Origin of the sequence: Bradyrhizobium iriomotense, from assembly GCF_030160715.1 — a bacterium.
GTDB classification, from domain to species: Bacteria; Pseudomonadota; Alphaproteobacteria; order Rhizobiales; family Xanthobacteraceae; genus Bradyrhizobium; species Bradyrhizobium iriomotense.
Map to the genome: position 1 here is coordinate 57,327 of NZ_BSOW01000035.1, position 17,478 is coordinate 74,804.

Here is a 17,478-nt window from a genome sequence, read left to right on the forward strand (position 1 = left end):
GCTGATTGCGTTGCGGACGCTGTGCCAGACTGCATCCTTCACGGCGATCAGATCGTCGCCGCTTTCGTCAGCGAAGTGGGGACCAAGGGCAGGTAGATGGAGTCCATAATGGATGTGGAATCCTGGCTGCGCAGCCTCGGACTCGAACGCTACGAGGCTGACTTTCGCTAAAATGAAATCGACGCCTCTGTGCTGTTCAGCTTGACTGCCGAGGATCTGAAAGGCCTCGGCGTCACCTTGGTCAGGCACCGCCGCAAGATACTTGACGCCATCGCGGCTTTGAAGGCCGACGCACAGTCTCATGAGACCACCTCCAAATTCGTGGCAACCGCCGATACGCGGCCTGCGGAGGCGGCGGAACGTCGTCAAGTGACCGTTCTCTTCTCCGATCTAGTCGGGTCGACCGCCTTGTCTAAGGGCGTGGACTTATTAGCACGCAGCCAAATGCGGATGGATGCGAGCTTGACGAAGGCTAATAGTTGGCAGCGAGCTTGTCATATCGGGTCGCGACACGACGGCACTGCTTGATCGATCTTGTTGAAGAACCGTTCGATCAAGCTGCGCGCGCGATACAGATACGGGCTGAAGCTGATCGGGTCTTTGCGATTGCGTTTCGGCGGAATGTTTGCCCATACCCCATTTACTTCCGCTTTCGGCGGAATGACGGACATGGCCGGACTTGCGGCTGGCTCGACCCGGTCGCGAATGACCCGAAGCGGCCAATCTGCACTCTTAATGTTGGAGGAGGAACCAGACCCTCGACCCGGGCAGTTTCGGGTTTGAATAGCAGGAAACACTTGGCAGCCTTCCAGCGATCGACGATGGCCGGATCACGCTGCGTACTGGCAAGGGCTTATTCGCCGACCGCCTTGTCCGCGCTGATTGTTGCCGAGTGCACGGCGCTTTGGACAGAAACCTCAAGCATCGACTTTGCAACCGCATCGTTTGGAAATTCTTCCAGAATCTTCTGATAGCGGCGGGCCGCCTCGCTGAAATGTCCTCTCTCGAAACACTCTGATGCTCCCCATGTCATCTGGCTCAGCTTTATGTCACGGGGGCGAGCTTCGATTTCCGCGTCGTCGCTGCCTGCCATCCCGAGCAACTCATAGACCAGGAAAGCCTGCTTACGGCCTTTGACCTGGACGTGACGCAAAGGCCGCGCCACCACTTTGGATGCAACGAAGTCGAACACACTGTCGCTGATGCAGATCGTGGTGCCGAACACCTTGTTTAGGCCTTCGAGGCGCGCTGCGACGTTCACTCCGTCACCCATGACGGTATAGCTGAAGCGATCCGAGGAGCCGACGTTGCCTACCAATACCTCGCCGCCATTAAGGCCGATCCGGATCCGCAACGTCGGTTTTCCTTCCGCGCGCCAGGTATCGTTGACCTGCTCCATTCGCCTGACAGCGCGGAGAGCGCCCGCGCAGGCGTGCAGTGCGTGGTCTTCCAAGGCAACTGGTGCGCCCCAGAATGCCATGACGCCGTCACCAATGAACTTGTCGATTGTTCCCTTCTCCTCTGAAATCGCTCTGCAGATCTGCTCGAAATAGATCGACATCTGGGCCAGCAGGTCATCTGCGGAAGATTGTTCGGCGTGGGTCGAAAAGTTCTCAAGGTCGGTAAACAGAATAGTCAGGTATCGCTTCTCTACTCCGAGAGCCAGGGGAATACCCGATTTGATCAGACCTCTGACCAGGTCCACAGGCGCAAATGAAGAAAATGATTTCAGCGAATTGCGGAGAAGCGCGATCGCGGACTGAAGCTGGGCAATTTCCCGGACATTGGAGGGGCGGTTCGGGGGCGCATCGAAAGAGAGATTTTCGACCGCTTTAAGGTCCTGCGAGATGCTTTCGATCGGGTGCGAAAGCCTGCGCGACATAAGGTAAATCAGGAAGAGTTCGACGGCCGAAAGGGCGATGATGAGGAGGAGAATCTGCTTGTTCGTCGCCTTGAGATCGCCGATAAAATCATTAGTGGGCGTGACTGTCACCGCTTCCCATGGGCGTCCGAAGCTTTCCGGGAACCGGGCGAAGGATGCACTTAACTCCTGTCCGTCGCGGGGAGAGCGAAACAGGAAGTTGTCCTCGCCCGTTTGCGTCTGCAATCGATAGGCTTCGCGCATATCATCGTCGGCGAAGTCCTGCAACCTCGCCACTTGGAGCTTGCCGTCCGACATCTGAACAGCTTTTTCCTTCTCGGAGGCTGCAATGATCTTGCCATCGGTCGGATCTGCGATGACGGTCGTGCTGTGCGTGCTGGCCCGATGGCTCGCAAGAAATCGCGACATGACACTTGGGGTGACTGTGGCCCCAGCGCTACCGATGAAAGCGCCGTCACGGAAAATGGGAACTCTGATGTTAATGATCGGATATCCTGTGTCGAGGTTAATCTCAGGCTCAGAAACAACCATGGCGCCTGACGCTTTTACTGCCGGATATCCCGAGCTAGTTCGATAGTCGGTCGTGGTCGGAACGCTGTATTCGCCGACCACATGCCCCCACGTGTCGAAGAAAGTTCGATGGCGACTACGGCTTGGACCAACCGAGAAATCGTCGATGAAATTCGAATGCCAGTTGGCGGTCCGCGGAATCCTGGGATCGGAACGCCGGCGGTCATCGTCGATCCGCGTTACTGCCCGATGATATCCATCCTCAAAGCTGACGAATGCGGCATCCATCTCCTCGGCAGTCGTTAAGGCGCGAAAGAGCACCTCTCTGCTCTGTTCGGTGCGGAAGAAATCCGGTTTGGCTGCGGCCACCTCAGCGAGCAAACGTATTGTTCCCGCCACACCATGTATCATGGCCTCCAAATTTTCGATGCTGGCCTGGCGGGCTTTCGCGACGTCATTATGCAGCGTCGCGATGATCGTTGCGGAGTTTCGATGGTAGTTGTAAGCGAGGATGAAAATCAGGATTGGAATGCTGAGGCAGACGAACAGGCCTGCCATGATCGTACTCAGCTTTGGCTTTTTTGCCGCCAGATCGATCCGACGCTTGAACCAGTGGTACGACAGCCGGACCGGAAGAGACACGGCTGTCAGTATCATTAGACCCAGGAGAACCCGCCAAAGCCAGGCGACGACACGATCGCGTTCTGCCCGATATAGCAGCCCGTCAGGCAACCGTGCGTCGAAAAGCATCCCGAGATCTCGATAGGAATTGGCAATGTTTTGCCAGCGTTGCTCGGACTGACTACCGAGCTGGATCAACCGAGGTTGGATCAGCGCCTCCGTCTGTATCGCCTCAAATTGCAGAGCATCCCTCGTCTTCTTTGTCGAATACCGGTCCAGGATCAGTTGGACCGTTTCCTCCTTGTGGGCCAGCGCATATTCCCAGCCCTTAAGCGAGGCTGCGAGGAAAGCAGCCGTCCGTTCGGGATGGGCCTTTGCCTGTTCAGCCGACGTGCACAGGTTATCGCCATAAAAATCGAGCCCGAACATCCGTGGCGAGAAGGTCCTATAGGGAATGCGGAGTTGGTCCAGAATGAACGGCTCGTTGGTGCTGTAGGCAACCATGGCGTCCGCCCTGCCGTCGATCAGATCGCGCGGATCGCCGTTGTGCTGGACACGCGGCAAGCTGGCATAGTCGATACCCTCGTGCTTTAGCATCGCGGCCAGATCATCGCTGCCGGGAGTGTCCATGAGCCGGCGCCCTCGCAATTCGGATAGCGTACCGATGCGGGCGCGGCTGGGCACCAGGATGATGGCAGGGGAATGCTGGAAGATCGCGCCGAGGCTCACGACCGTGGGCGTCTCAGGCTTCTCGAGCAATATACTCGTGGTGCAGACTCCGAAGTCAGCCTTGCCTTCCTCGACCGCCTTCATCGCGTCAATATTGGGACCGCCCTCGCGAATGTCGACGTCAAACCCTGCGTTCCTGTAGAAGCCGCGATCGAGCGCCGCGTAATATCCTGCGAACTGGAATTGATGCAGCCACTTCAGCTGCAGCGAGACCTTGTCCGCAGCCGCGCATGGGTTTGCGATCAAGAGTGCTAGCAGCGCCAAAACCAGCCGTCCCCCTCGAACGGGAGGATGCGACAGAACGCTTCTATCGGTCGCATTTTCGCGGAACGCCGTCTCAAAGCATTCGAGACCAAGGCTCCGCATCCAATTTCCGAGGTGCATCATTGCGTCCCTCGAGCGTTAAAACCCACCGGCAGGATGACTGAATCGAACCTGGGTCGTCGCGGTGTTTCATAATCAAGCAACGCGACAGGGCTCCTCTGCGCATTCGGCAGGTGAGGCCCATATTGCCCGCGTGATGAGAGGCCGCCTATGCGAAATCGGAATCTCAGGTCTACGCCATCGTGCCAATTAGGTTGCCATTTCGCCCCCGTAAGCCACGGAGGTGCCGCCGGAAAATAGATTTGTGTCTAATTTCCGTTGTAAAAGGGCAGGTAGCGTTATTCATTGTGTCCGTAGAGGTGTCCCATGCCTCAAAGTGCGGTGTCCACGTACGACGATCCGATGCCATATCAGACTGCCATTCGGGGCGGAGAAGTTGAGATTTAGGTCACCGCCCGGGGCGACTTCCGAGGCAACCTAACAAAAATTGACGTTCACAATTTGTGGATGCAATCAGGTTGGGAAAATCTGGTCAGCGCCCGCTCAACTGGCCGCCTGCTCCGCGTTCCGAAGAGAATCTAAGTCCGTCCCGGTCGTTAGACCGGGACGGTGAGCGAGTTATAATGAAAGTGGTTGCCGGGATAGGATTTGAACCTATGACCTTCAGGTTATGACCCTGACGATTGCCGAACGGCTATTCGACACGCTGACCCGCGCGCCAGCCCATCTCCCAGAAATCTGCCTCGAGTCGGGTGGCTTCCTTGAAGATCGCAATCAGCTCTGCCTCGCGGGCCGGCGTGGCGTAGAAATCGGCGAGATGCTCCAAGTGTGCTCGCGCTTTCGCCGCGACCTCCTGGTATGGCGCGCCGGCGTACTCGGCGATCCAAACGCGATAGGGGTTCGTCGCAGCGTCCGCATCGGGTCGTGAGGCGAGCCGCGTGGCGATCTCCGCGTACCCGATCACGCAGGGGGCAAGCGCCACCTTGAGTGCCAGCAGATCGCCGCGCATTCCAGCGTCGAGCACGTAGCGTGTGTAGGCCAGCGTCTCGACCGCCGGAGGGGTTTGTTCAAGGTCGCTCGGAGATAGACCCCAACCGGCACAGAGCTTCACATGAAGGTTCATCTCAACATCAAGGATGGCCGAGAGGCCGGCCGCTGCTTCACGCATGTCGGCAAGCTTGGGCGACTTGTAGACCGAGAGCGCGTAGGCGCGCGCGAACTCGATGAGGAACAGGTAGTCCTGCGCGAGGTAGTGACGAAACGCCGCTTCGGCGAGCGAGCCGTCTGCCAATCCGTTCGTGAAGGGATGCTCGGTGTAGGCCCGCCACTCAGCGGATGCTTCTGTCTTTAGACGCTCGAAGAAACTCACGATCTATTTCGCCTGGCTTGCTTTCCCATGAACCTCTTTTGCTCGCTACCGATAGCGCGCGAACCGGGACGCTGACCTTGACAGGCCACGGCGATCAGCCGGCAGCGATGGTGCACGGAATTCGCTTGCCGTCGATCGCCGGGACTGACTTGCGTTCTCACGTTATCACCAACAGAACGCAATGCCCTAAGTCCAAGTTTCGATTGAACGAGCCGCACCAGTTTCGCACCAGAAACAACCCGCACGAAGCGCGGCGAACGTGGTCGAATTCTAGGAAAAACGCAAGAAAATCAACGGCGGCGGCCATTATCCCGCCGCTCATAACGGTCTGGCTGCAGCTTTGATTCAGGCCAAACTCAAAAGCTGGTCGCAGTCTGTTGGTGACGGTGCCGGATTCTCGCCCCAGTATCTGCCACGTGCCAAAGAACTGGATATAACCCTTCCTAGCAGCGCACACTTCGGCGGCCGAAGGCCTTCCGAGCTCCATCCCCTTTTTCTTCGCCGCGGCATCCAATTACACGACGAGTTCATAGCGGCCGTTCCGCTTAGGCGCCGCCCGAGCATGATGCTCTGGATGATCACCAACGCCGACATTTTGTGGAATGGCGCCAGCGCAGGTGCGTGCACCTCGTTGAGTTGCGCGATGACCTAGAGGTTCGATCGTGCAGGACACACATCGCAAATTGTCCTTGCAGACGAATCCAGACAAGGCGATCTTGCGCCTTGCACGCGTACTTGCTCGTCTGGCTGCGAGGGAAGATCATGAAAGAGAGCTCGGCGATCGAAGAGACAAGGAAGAGAGCGACTATCTATGCTCGATTCTCGACCGATCTTCAAAACGAGCGTTCGATTGAAGATCAGCTTTCACTTTGTCAAAGCTATGCAGAGCGCGAAGGCTTAACGGTTATCAGCACCCATGAAGATCGGGCTCGTTCAGGTGGCTCGGTCATGGGACGCGAAGGCCTTCTGCGGATGTTGGACCAAGCGCGGGAGAGATCTTTTGACGTAGTGATCGTCGAAGCGCTCGATCGCCTCTCTCGCGACATGGAAGATCTCGCAGGTATCCATAAGCGATTATCTTTTCTCGGCATCGAGATCCGGGCGGTCCACGAAGGCGTCGTTAACACCGTGCTGGTCGGTCTTCGCGGCCTGGTCGGACAACTCTATCGTGAGGACAACGCGCACAAGGTGCGGCGTGGCCAAGCAGGCCGGGTCAAGCAAGGTTTAGCTGGAGGTGGCCTAACATACGGATACGCCGCGGTCGCCGGAAAGAGCGGCGAACGAGTCATCGTCGGGGCCGAGGCAGAGGTAATCCGGCGCATCTTCCAGGAATACGTGGACGGTCGCACGCCTCGCGAAATCGCGCACGATCTCAACAAGGAGAGGGTATCACCTCCGCGAGGTCGGGCATGGAATGCATCAACCATCAATGGCAATTTCGAGAGGGGTGCCGGCATTCTGCAGAACGAGCTTTATGTCGGGCGTCTCGTCTGGAACAAAGTCAGGATGGTGAAAGATCCCGACTCGGGAAAGCGCCTGTCGCGACCAAATCCTAAGAGTGACTGGCAGGTGGCTGAAGTGCCGCATCTTGCAATTGTCAATCCAGAGCTATTCACAGCCGCTCAGCACCGCAAAGAGGAGCGAAGTCACACCCACCCCAGCCATCAACGCCGGCCTCGTCGGATGCTATCTGGCTTGCTCCGTTGCGGCTCGTGCGGCTCGGGCATGGCAACCAATGGGCGAGACAAATCAGGGCGCGTTCGCATTCGCTGCTCGGCGGCGACGGAGAGCGGCACGTGTCCGGACGCCAAGACCTTTTATTTAGACACTGTCGAGAGCGCGGTACTCAACGGCCTAAAGGCGGAATTGCGCGCGCCGAAGGTTATCTCAGAATACGTACGCACGTATCTCGATGAGCGGAAGCGCCTCGCAGCCACATCACATGCAAAACGGCAGCGGCTTGAGCAGCAGCTTGGGCAATTAAACCGGGAAATCGAACGATTGGTGGACGCGATTGCAAAAGGGCATGGCGATCCATCCGTTCTCGGACCGAGATCGACTGCCTTAGATGCCGAACGAAAGCGGATAACTGAGGAGTTGCAGAGCGAACCGCCGAGCCTAAAGGAAGTCGCGCTGCATCCGACCATCCTCAAACGATATGAGGAGCAACTCGGTCGGCTTGAAGAAGCACTAGCGAAAGGTGCCCGTGCGGGCGACGGAGAGGCCGCGGAAGCCATCAGAGACCTGGTCGAGACGGTCACTGTGTTCCGCGATTGGGAGCGCCCAGGTGGGGTATCCGTTGAGATAGCAGGCCGGCTAAACGCCCTGCTCGGGGAAAACGCCTATCCAAACCAGGTCAAAGGAGTGTGGGGAAAGGTGGTAGCGGGGGAGGGACTCGAACCCCCGACCCCAGGATTATGATTCCCGTGCTCTAACCAGCTGAGCTACCCCGCCACAGGGCTCGCGGGGCCGAAACGGCCGATCTCGCGAACGCGCGGCATATAAGGAAGGGGGCGGCGGGCTGTCAAGCAAAGTGGGCCGCCCTGCCGGCCCTTTTCGCGTGGAGAATCCCCTCGCCCGAGATCCGCGCTGCCGCGCGGATTTCCTCTCCCGCGCGAGCGGGAGAGCTCGGAAAGCAGCCTATTTCGGCCGCACAGTGGGGTCGCCGCCAGGGCTGCCGGGGGGCGGAATGACCGGGGTCTTGCCGACATCCGGCGCAGGCGCGCGCATTTCGGGGTCGACGCCTGTGGGCGGGCAGAGCACGCCGTCGGATTGTGCCAGCTTGTCGCCCAATGGTTCCCTCGCCCGGCCGGTGGTCGAGCCATTGGGCGTCACCGTGCCGCGCGGGCGATCCATCTGGGTCGGCGCGCAGTCACTGGCGCGCTGCGCGGGCGGCGGCGGCGCGGTCGCCTGCGGCGGCGTCGCCGCGCTGGGCGGAGCCTGCGCGATCGCAGGCGCGGTGGCCGCTATCAGCAGGCTTGCGAGGATGAGATTTGATATCGTGCGCATGGCAAGGAAACGCGCAGCGACATGCGCATGTTCCAGCTTGCGGCACTCACGATTTGCGGTAGCGGATCAGCGAAAAGTGGCCCATCGGCGGCATCGGCCGCCGCTCGGCGAGCGTGATGCCACCATGCCGCGCCGCCCAGTTGACCAGTCGTTCCCAGGGAAATTCGGGACGCCAGCCGAGCCGGCGTGCGAGCGGCGCGAAGGCGAGCTCGAACAGCTTGCGCGGTCCGCTCTCGGCGCCGATGTGATTGACGAGGATGAGCTCGCCGCCGGGCTTGAGCACACGCACGAACTCGTCGAGCGTACCTTCGGGATCGGGCACCGCGGTGATGACATATTGCGCGACCACCGCATCGAAGAAGCTGTCGGGGAATGCGAGGTTCTTCGCATCCATCACGCTGAGCACTTCGACATTGCCAAGGTTTTCCGCGCGCACGCGCGCTTGCGCCTTGCGCAGCATCGGCTCGGAGATGTCGACGCCGCAGATTCTCGTCGAGCGCGAATAATCCGACAGCGACAGCCCGGTGCCGACGCCGACGTCGAGGATGCGGCCGCCGATCTTGTCGGCCTCCGCGATGGTCGACTGCCGGCCCGCATCGAACACCTTGCCGAATACGAGATCGTAGACTGGCGCCCAGCGGCCATAGGCCTTCTCGACCCCGGCGCGCGAGATATCTGCTGCCATGCCCCCTGCCCTGGAAAATTAGCCGCGCACGGCTTCCGCGAGCGGCCGCGCCGCGTCGCTTGCGACCTTCGCGGCCGCGCTCTGAATAAAGCCGCCGCCGAGCACGCGCGCCTGCCCCGAAGGCGCGTCGTAGAACACGCAGGCTTGTCCGGGCGAAACGCCCTCTTCGCCCGCGACCAGCTCGACCTCGTAGTGGCCGCCTCCGCCGCGCAGCCAGGCCGGCTGCGGCGCGCGGGTCGAGCGCACGCGCACGAACATCTCGAGGCCATTGCCGATGGCGCGATCGATATCGCCGTCGCCGATCCAGTTGACGTCGCGCAGCACGATGCGGTGCATCTTCAGCGCATCGCGCGGGCCGACTACGACGCGGCGGGTCGCGGCCTCGAGCCGCACCACGTAGAGCGGCGAGCCGGAGGCGATGCCGAGGCCCCGACGCTGGCCGACGGTGAAATTGGCGATGCCATGATGCTGGCCGATGACGCGGCCGTCGAGATCGACGATATCGCCTGGGTCCATCGCGTTGGGACGCAGTCGGGTGATGATGTCGGTGTAGCGCCCGGTCGGCACGAAGCAGATGTCCTGGCTGTCGTGCTTGTCGGCGACGCTGAGGCCAAAGCGGCGCGCAAGCTCGCGCGTCTCGGTCTTGGTCATGTCGCCGAGCGGAAAGCGCAAGTAGTCAAGCTGCTCGCGGGTAGTCGCGAACAGGAAATAGCTCTGGTCGCGCTCGGCGTCGGCGGCGCAGACCAGCGCGCGGGAGCCGTCGGCGAGGCCGCGCGAGGCGACATAGTGACCGGTGGCAAGCGCGACTGCACCGAGCTCGCGCGCGGTCTTCAGGAGATCGCGGAATTTGACCGAGCGGTTGCACTCGATGCACGGCACCGGCGTCTCGCCGAGCGCATAGCTGTCGGCAAAATTGTCGATGACGGACTCGCGAAAACGGTCCTCGTAGTCGAGCACGTAATGGGGAATGCCGAGCTTTGCGGCGACGTCGCGCGCGTCGTGAATGTCCTGGCCGGCGCAGCAGGCGCCCTTGCGATGGGTCGCCGCGCCATGGTCATAGAGCTGGAGCGTGATGCCGACGACGTCGTAGCCTTCGGCCTTCAGCAGCGCAGCCGTCGTCGAGGAGTCGACGCCACCCGACATGGCGACGACGACCCTGGTGTCCTGCGGACGGCCTTCGAGATCCAGACTGTTGCGCATGGTTCCGGCTGTTGACTGCGACTGGGCGGACCAACGTTCCGCTGTCCTCGCCTTATCGGTCGGGAAAAGGGCGGTCTCGGGGAACGGGAAAGAGTTCCACGAGGTCGGCTTGCCCGGTCGAAAGCGGCTGAGAGCTACCCTTTAATATAGGCCGTACTCCCGTGAAGCAATCGCAGGGGAGGCTTTCGCCACGCGCTTAGGGCAATTCTTGCCGGGAGGCAGAAATGAGCCGTATTTCCGAGGCCTTCCCGGCGCCACCGCCATCATATCAAGTATTTGATTTTATTACGTAAATAACCTCGAAGCCGAGCTGGCCCGCTCCTTGCTAACCTCTTGTCCCGAGTTCATTGCAAGGGGCGTGTCCGTGGTCAGCGTGACGTCAGATGTAGCCGCAAGCGTGTCGGTCCAGACCGCGCCGCCGAAACCTGCCCGCTCGCAGGGGGCGACGGCAAACGACCCGTTCGGCGCGCTCGTCGACAGCAACACGGCGGCCGCCAGCAGCACGCCCACCGCGACCTCGGACCCGGCCCCGCGCCGCAGCGACAGCACGTCATCGTCCTCTTCCGACAAGAGCGCGCGCGACACCTCCTCGACCGATCCATCGTCGCAGAGCAAGTCCACGGATGCGACGGACAATTCGACGTCTGCCGCCACCGACACGCCGGCCGACCCCACCCAGACGACCGACAAGAGCAAAGGCAAGTCGGACGCCTCCGGCACGAAATCGACCGAAAAATCCGACGACAGCAAGGGCGACAAGACCGAGGACACCGATGGTCTCGGCGCCGCCATTCAGGCCGGTGCCACGCAGACGGCCGCAGCGCCCACTGTAACGCCCGATCCGAACGCCGTCGTCGTCGCGGCTCCGGTCGTGCCGGTCGATCCGAATGCGGCTGCAAGCAATTCCAATTCGCCGCTGACGATCGCGGCCGCCGGCATCGCCGCGAGTGCCTCGACCGCAGCCCAGATCACTGCACCCGCGGTCAAGACGGATGCAACCGGCGGCAAGACCGCAGGGACCACCGATGCCGGCACGGCCGCAAAGGCCGCGCTGACGGATGCGGCCGCATCAGCTGCGACCGATGCTTCCCCGACCGATCCGCAAACCCAGGGCGCGCTGACCGCCGCCGTCGCCCAGGCGACGCCCAAGACCTCGTTCAAGGCTGTGGCGACGACACAGCAGAACACCGACGTTTCCGATCTCGGGCAGGATACAAGCAAGACGAGCGCGACGCCCAACCCGGCGACGACGGCCACGACCCCGAACGCGGCCGCGCATCCGCAGGCCGCCAAGCCACAGGTCGAGGGCAACACGACCGAGGCCAAGGCCGATGCAACCGACAAGACCGCTCCGGCCGCACCCGCCCCGGCATCGACGCACGACCACACGGCCAGCACTCAGGCGCTGACCAGCACGACGGACACCAGCTCCCAGGCCGCCGCGGCGGTGCAGGCGCCGCTGACCACGACCACCTCGACGGCCAGCGCGTCGACGGCGACCCTGACTGCCACCGCCGCGACGGCCACCGCCGTGCCGATCAGCGGTGTGCCGGTCGAGATCGCCGCGGCCGCGCGCGCCGGAAAGACCCGGTTCGACATCAGCCTCGATCCCGCCGAGCTCGGCCGCATCGACGTGCGCATCAACGTCGACCGCAACGGCCAGGTCACCTCGCATCTCACCGTCGAGAAGCCAGAGACGCTCTCGATGCTGCGCCAGGACGCCCCGCAATTGCAGCGCGCGCTCGACGATGCGGGCCTCAAGACCGGCAGCAACGGCCTGTCGTTCAGCCTGCGCGACCAGAATTCATCCGGACAGAACAACAGCAACAACAACGACAACGGCAGCAATGCCCGCCGGCTCATCATCAGCGATGAGGACGCAGTTCCGGCCGCGCCCGTCGGACGCGGCTACGGTCGCATGCTCGGATCGAGCAGCGGCGTTGACATCAGAGTGTGAGGAGTATTCGACATGACCACCACGAATGCCGCCACCGCCCCTTCAGTCATTTCCGGCACGACCCAGACCTCATCGTCGTCCTCGTCGAGCTCCAGCCTGAGCTCGACCACCGGCTCGACGCTGGCAGGCAACTTCCAGACCTTCCTGACGCTGCTCACCACGCAGCTTCAGAACCAGAACCCGCTCGATCCGCTCGACACCAACCAGTTCACCCAGCAGCTCGTGCAGTTTGCCGGCGTCGAGCAGCAGCTCAAGACCAACACTGAGCTCTCGACGCTGGTGTCACTGCAGCAGACCACACAAGCGACCCAGGCGCTGAATTTCGTCGGCAAGACCGCGGTGGTCGACGGCACGACCGCGACGATGACCAATTCGTCGGCGACCTGGCACCTCAACGTCCCCTCCAGTGCGACCGTCGACATCTCGATCGCCAACTCCAGCGGCCAGACCGTCTTCACCGGCAAGTACACCGCCGGCGCCGGCTCCGACATCCCGTTTACCTGGAACGGCCAGGGCAATGACGGCACGCAGTGGCCCGACGGAAAGTACACGATCAGCGCGACCGGCAAGGACGCCTCGGGGAATTCGGTCGGCGTCGCCGCGCAGGTGCAGGGCACGGTATCTTCGGTCGATCTGACGCAGTCGCCGCCGCTGCTGACGATCGACGGCAGCACCTACACGGTCAGCCAGGTCAAGAGCATCGTCAATTAGGACGACGCTGCCCCACGTGCAGTGTCGTCCTGGCGAAGGCCCAGGGGACCCATAATCGACAGTCCGAGCGCCTTGCAACCTTACGCACGGGCCATTTCCGTTAGTAAAGTATTTACCTTCTACCCCGCTTGGCCGGTTGGAGACCCCCGTCTCACCCGCCGGGCCGCTCGCGTTCCAGCCATTTTCAACGAGAATTGTATTGAACCCTTAGGCTTAGCCAATTTTTAAGTCGACCGGCGTAGGGTTACGGCGTGAGTTCAGTGGTTGAGAGTTTGTGAGTACGCCATGACAGAACCCCATCGCCCGAGGGTGAAATACGTCATCGGGCCGGACGGCAGCCCTTTGACGATCGCGGATCTGCCTGCACCGGGGACCAAACGCTGGGTCATCCGACGCAAGGCTGAAGTCGTTGCCGCGGTCAGAGGAGGCCTCCTTTCCCTCGAGGAAGCCTGCAGCCGTTACACCCTGACGGTCGACGAATTCCTCTCCTGGCAGTTTTCCATCGACCAGCATGGTCTGGCCGGACTGCGCACCACGCGCATCCAGCAGTATCGCCAGTAAGCGATCTGGAAATTCGCCAAGTTTGACGCAAATCGGCCTCGCTCTGCGAGGCCGATTTTTTTCATGTCGCGACTTTTGTCCCACCTCTTAATCTCTGTTAACCATATCGAAACCATCACCTAGGCAATAATTGCCCAGTCGGCTTGCCGGTTGCAGGCCGAATCTGGCGGGGCGATTGCTTGCAAGGTCTGTTGGACTTCCTGAAAGGTATCGGCGCCGCCCGGTTCGGGGCGATGATCGCGGTCACCGCCGCGCTCATCGGCTTCTTTGCCTTCGTCATCATGCGCGTGACCACGCCGCAGATGACGACACTGTTCACCGACCTCAGCGTCGAAGATTCCTCCAGCATTATCAAGGATCTGGAGCGCCAGGGCATCCAGTTCGAGCTGCGCAATGAAGGCACCATCATCATGGTGCCCAAGGACAAGGTCACGCGGCTGCGCATGAAGCTTGCCGAAGGCGGCCTGCCCAAGGGCGGCGGCGTCGGCTACGAGGTGTTCGATAAGTCGGACGCGCTCGGCACCACCAGCTTCGTCCAGAACATCAATCATCTGCGCGCGCTGGAGGGCGAGCTCGCGCGCACCATCCGCGCCATCGACCGCATCCAGGCCGCGCGCGTCCACCTCGTCCTGCCCGAGCGTCCGCTGTTCTCGCGCGAGGCGCCGGAGCCGTCGGCTTCGATCGTGGTGCGGGTCCGCGGCTCGCTGGAAGCGCAGCAGATCCGCGCTATCCGCCATCTCGTCGCCTCCGCCGTCAACGGCTTGAAGCCGCAGCGCGTCTCGATCGTCGACGAATCCGGTCAATTGCTCGCTGACGGCGCGGCAACCGATCCCGAGCAGGCGCTCGGCGACGAACGCCGCACCGCGTTCGAGAAGCGGATGCGCAAGCAGGTCGAGGACATCGTCTCCTCGGTGGTCGGCTCGGGCCGCGCCCGGGTGCAGCTCTCCGCCGATTTCGACTTCAACAAGATCACCCAGACCTCCGACAAGTTCGATCCCGAAGGCCGCGTGCTGCGCTCGAGCCAGACCCGGGAAGAGAGCAGCCTCACCGCCGACAATAACGGCCAGGTCACGGTCAACAACGAGCTGCCGGGCAACCAGCAGAACAGCGGAGTGCTGGCCAAGGACCAGAGCAAGAAGACCGAAGAAACCAACAATTACGAGATCTCCCGCACCACCAAGACCGAGGTGACCGAGGCCGGCCGCGTCAACCGCATCTCGGTCGCGGTGCTGGTCGACGGCATTTATTCCAAGAGCGACAAGGGCGATCTGGTCTATCAGGACCGCACCAAGGAGCAGCTCGACCGCATCGCCACGCTGGTACGCTCGGCGATCGGCTTCGACCAGAAGCGCGGCGACCAGGTCGAGGTCGTCAACCTGCGTTTTGCCGACGCGCCGTCGACCGCCCCGATCGCCGAGCCATCGGGCTTCCTCGGCATGCTCCAGTTCACCAAGGACGACGTGATGTACTTCGTCGAGCTCGGCGTGATGATGCTGCTCGGCCTCGTCGTGATGTTCATGGTGATCCGGCCGCTGGTGAAGCGGATCCTCGCCTCCGACGAAGTCGCAGCCCTGACCAGCGCGCTGAGCGCCCCAGCGCTCACCGACGAATCCGGCTCCGCCTCGGGCGGCCACGCGCTGGTCCCGAGCGGCAACGCCACAGCAAGCGCGATCGACGTCGCCACCATCCAGGGCCAGGTCCACGCCCAGTCCGTTCACCGCGTCGGCGAACTCGCCGAGCGCAACCCCAACGAAACCGTCGCCATCATCCGCCAATGGCTGAGCGAACCCGCGAAATGATCCGAGAAGTGAACTGACATGGCCGGCTCCCTACAGAACGCCAACTCGCAAGACATCACCAGCGTGATCTCGACGCTCGGGCAGCGCGCCGGCAACCGGGCCAAGGACGGCAAGTCCGAGCCGCTGGCGGGACCGAAGCGCGCCGCAATCCTGATGCTGGCGCTCGGCGAGCAATATGGCGGCAAGATCTGGTCGATGCTCGACGACGACGAGGTGCGCCAGCTCTCGCTGGAGATGTCCACCCTCGGCACGGTCGAGGTCGACACGGTCGAGGACATGCTGCTCGAATTCGTCTCGCGCATGTCGGCCTCCGGCGCGCTGATGGGCAATTTCGACGCCACCGAGCGACTGCTGCAGCAATACCTGGCGCCGGAGCGCGTCAACGGCATCATGGACGAGATCCGCGGCCCTGCGGGCCGCAACATGTGGGAGAAGCTCTCCAACGTGCAGGAAGAGGTGCTCGCCAACTACCTGAAGAACGAATACCCGCAGACCATCGCGGTGGTGCTGTCCAAGCTCAAGCCGGAGCACGCCGCGCGCGTCCTCGGCATCCTGCCCGAGGAGCTGGCGCTCGATGTCGTCAACCGCATGCTGAAGATGGAGGCGGTGCAGAAGGAGGTCATCGAGAGCGTGGAGAAGACGCTTCGGGTCGAATTCATGTCGAACCTGTCGCAGACCCGCCGCCGCGACGCCCACGAGGTGATGGCCGAAATCTTCAACAATTTCGACCGCCAGACCGAAACCCGCTTCATCACCTCGCTGGAAGAGGAGAACCGGGAATCGGCCGAGCGCATCAAGGCCCTGATGTTCACCTTCGACGACCTCGTCAAGCTGGACTCCGGCTCCGCGCAGACGTTGATGCGCAACGTCGACAAGGACAAGCTCGCCGTCGCGCTGAAGAGCGCCAACGAGGACGTCCGCAACTTCTTCTTCGGCAACATGTCCTCGCGCGCCGCCAAGATGCTCCAGGACGACATGGCGGCAATGGGACCGGTCCGCCTGCGCGATGTCGACGAGGCGCAGGCACTGCTGGTCAATCTCGCCAAGGACCTCGCCGCCAAGGGCGAGATCATGCTGACCAAGAACCGCGCTGACGACGAATTGGTGTACTGATGGCGGCGCCCGCGAAATTCCTGTTCGACAACGACTTCTCCGCGCCCGACCGGACGCGCGAGAAGGCCGCGAGCGCAGCCGAGATCGCACAGAAGATCGCGGCGGCCGAGGCGCGCGCCTACCAGGCTGGCTTCGACGCCGGACAGCGCGAGGCCAAGGCCGAGAGCGACCGCCGCGTCGCGCTCGCCATGGAGGAGATCAACATCTCGGTCAGGGGCATCGCGTCGGGCATCGGCAATATCGAGGTCAGGATGGAGACCGAGGCAGTCGACGTCGCGGTCGCGGTGGCGCGCAAGCTGTGCGCCGATTTGATCGCCGCCGAACCGCTCGGCGAGATCGTCGCGCTGGTCAAGGACTGCTTCTCGCACCTGGTCGCGACGCCGCATCTGGTCGTCCGCATCAACGACGCGCTCTACGAGAGCGCGCGCGAACGGATCGAGCGGCTCGCTAAGCAAAGCGGCTTCGAGGGCCGGCTGGTGATCCTGGCCGAGCCGGAGATTGCGACCGGCGACTGCCGGATCGAATGGGCCGATGGCGGCGTCGTGCTCGAGCGCGGCGCCATTCTCGGCAAGATCGACGAACTCGTCGGACGCTATATCGCGTCCCGCAAGGGGAACTAAGCCATGAGCGACACCGACGGGCAGGTCCCGCTTCCCGATCTCAACGGCCCGATGGCGCCGACCGGCACCGATGTCGGCTACAACGAGGACGAATACGCGGCCCGCGTCGCCGCCGACCTCGAGGCCGTGTTCGACGTGCCGGTGCAGGTTTCCGCCGTGCTCGGCCGCTCCAAGATGGACGTCGGCGAGCTGTTGAAGCTCGGGCCCGGCACCGTGCTCGAGCTCGACCGGCGCGTCGGCGAGGCCATCGACATCTACGTCAACAACCGCCTCGTCGCTCGCGGTGAGGTGGTGCTGGTCGAGGACAAGCTCGGCGTGACCATGACCGAAATCATCAGGACCGAACGCAGCTAATTGGTTTGAGCATGATCGTCTCGGAAAACCGCTA

General features: G+C 62.1%; 13 protein-coding genes, 2 tRNA genes and 2 pseudogenes. 9 read left to right on the forward strand and 8 right to left on the reverse strand.

Annotated elements, in window-relative coordinates; translation table 11 throughout:
- Positions 1 to 189: 189 nt before the first annotated feature.
- A pseudogene (locus QQL28_RS46335) lies at positions 190 to 234 on the forward strand (hypothetical protein); the annotation flags it as partial.
- 131 nt (positions 235 to 365) lie between these two features.
- On the opposite strand, the pseudogene QQL28_RS36610 reads toward QQL28_RS46335, so the two are convergent.
- From QQL28_RS36610 to tenA, 4 genes and pseudogenes are all read right to left on the reverse strand, one after another.
- Positions 366 to 632, reverse strand: a pseudogene (locus tag QQL28_RS36610) (hypothetical protein); the annotation flags it as partial.
- Between the two features lie 221 nt (positions 633 to 853).
- Positions 854 to 4,129: an ABC transporter substrate-binding protein gene (locus QQL28_RS36615; protein ID WP_284273532.1), complete on the reverse strand. Its 3,276-nt coding sequence runs from the start codon at positions 4,127 to 4,129 to the stop codon at positions 854 to 856.
- A gap of 567 nt (positions 4,130 to 4,696) precedes the next feature.
- Positions 4,697 to 4,802 (reverse strand) — tRNA-Met (locus QQL28_RS36620).
- Positions 4,761 to 5,435 carry a thiaminase II gene (gene tenA / locus QQL28_RS36625; protein ID WP_284273533.1) on the reverse strand — a complete coding sequence of 225 codons (675 nt, stop codon included), beginning with the start codon at positions 5,433 to 5,435 and terminating at the stop codon, positions 4,761 to 4,763. The genes QQL28_RS36620 and tenA overlap by 42 nt, the downstream gene beginning before the upstream one ends.
- A gap of 762 nt (positions 5,436 to 6,197) precedes the next feature.
- On the opposite strand from tenA, the gene QQL28_RS36630 reads away from it, so the two are divergent.
- A complete protein-coding gene (locus QQL28_RS36630) occupies positions 6,198 to 7,856 on the forward strand; it encodes a recombinase family protein (RefSeq protein ID WP_431309706.1) in 1,659 nt (552 codons plus the stop codon).
- On the opposite strand, the gene QQL28_RS36635 is transcribed toward QQL28_RS36630, so the two are convergent.
- From QQL28_RS36635 to mnmA, 4 genes are all read right to left on the reverse strand, one after another.
- Positions 7,813 to 7,889 (reverse strand) — tRNA-Met (locus QQL28_RS36635). The two genes, QQL28_RS36630 and QQL28_RS36635, sit on opposite strands and share 44 nt — an antisense overlap.
- 186 nt (positions 7,890 to 8,075) lie before the next feature.
- The gene (locus QQL28_RS36640; protein WP_284273534.1) at positions 8,076 to 8,444 is read right to left on the reverse strand and encodes a hypothetical protein; all 369 of its coding nucleotides are present in this window, start codon (positions 8,442 to 8,444) and stop codon (positions 8,076 to 8,078) included.
- 46 nt (positions 8,445 to 8,490) lie between these two features.
- Positions 8,491 to 9,129, reverse strand: a complete 639-nt coding sequence (locus QQL28_RS36645; RefSeq protein WP_284273535.1) for a class I SAM-dependent methyltransferase — start codon at positions 9,127 to 9,129, stop codon at positions 8,491 to 8,493.
- Positions 9,130 to 9,147: 18 nt separating this feature from the next.
- Positions 9,148 to 10,329 carry a tRNA 2-thiouridine(34) synthase MnmA gene (gene mnmA / locus QQL28_RS36650; protein WP_284273536.1) on the reverse strand — a complete coding sequence of 394 codons (1,182 nt, stop codon included), beginning with the start codon at positions 10,327 to 10,329 and terminating at the stop codon, positions 9,148 to 9,150.
- A gap of 364 nt (positions 10,330 to 10,693) precedes the next feature.
- On the opposite strand from mnmA, the gene QQL28_RS36655 reads away from it, so the two are divergent.
- From QQL28_RS36655 to fliN, 7 genes are all read left to right on the forward strand, one after another.
- On the forward strand, positions 10,694 to 12,286 hold the full coding sequence (locus tag QQL28_RS36655; protein ID WP_284273537.1) for a flagellar hook-length control protein FliK: 1,593 nt from the start codon (positions 10,694 to 10,696) through the stop codon (positions 12,284 to 12,286).
- 12 nt (positions 12,287 to 12,298) lie between these two features.
- Positions 12,299 to 12,997, forward strand: a complete 699-nt coding sequence (locus QQL28_RS36660; protein WP_284273538.1) for a flagellar hook assembly protein FlgD — start codon at positions 12,299 to 12,301, stop codon at positions 12,995 to 12,997.
- A gap of 285 nt (positions 12,998 to 13,282) precedes the next feature.
- A complete protein-coding gene (sciP, locus tag QQL28_RS36665; RefSeq protein WP_002714638.1) occupies positions 13,283 to 13,558 on the forward strand; it encodes a CtrA inhibitor SciP in 276 nt (91 codons plus the stop codon).
- A gap of 179 nt (positions 13,559 to 13,737) precedes the next feature.
- Complete coding sequence (gene fliF, locus QQL28_RS36670; RefSeq protein ID WP_284273539.1) at positions 13,738 to 15,357, forward strand: flagellar basal-body MS-ring/collar protein FliF; 1,620 nt, start codon at positions 13,738 to 13,740, stop codon at positions 15,355 to 15,357.
- An 18-nt stretch (positions 15,358 to 15,375) separates the two neighbouring features.
- Positions 15,376 to 16,470 (forward strand): flagellar motor switch protein FliG, encoded by a 1,095-nt coding sequence (gene fliG, locus QQL28_RS36675; RefSeq protein ID WP_284273540.1) that lies wholly within the window; start codon positions 15,376 to 15,378, stop codon positions 16,468 to 16,470.
- Positions 16,470 to 17,090 carry a FliH/SctL family protein gene (locus QQL28_RS36680; RefSeq protein ID WP_284273541.1) on the forward strand — a complete coding sequence of 207 codons (621 nt, stop codon included), beginning with the start codon at positions 16,470 to 16,472 and terminating at the stop codon, positions 17,088 to 17,090. Before fliG ends, QQL28_RS36680 begins: the two co-directional genes overlap by 1 nt.
- Positions 17,091 to 17,093: 3 nt before the next feature.
- On the forward strand, positions 17,094 to 17,444 hold the full coding sequence (fliN, locus tag QQL28_RS36685; protein WP_027523198.1) for a flagellar motor switch protein FliN: 351 nt from the start codon (positions 17,094 to 17,096) through the stop codon (positions 17,442 to 17,444).
- Positions 17,445 to 17,478: the final 34 nt, after the last annotated feature.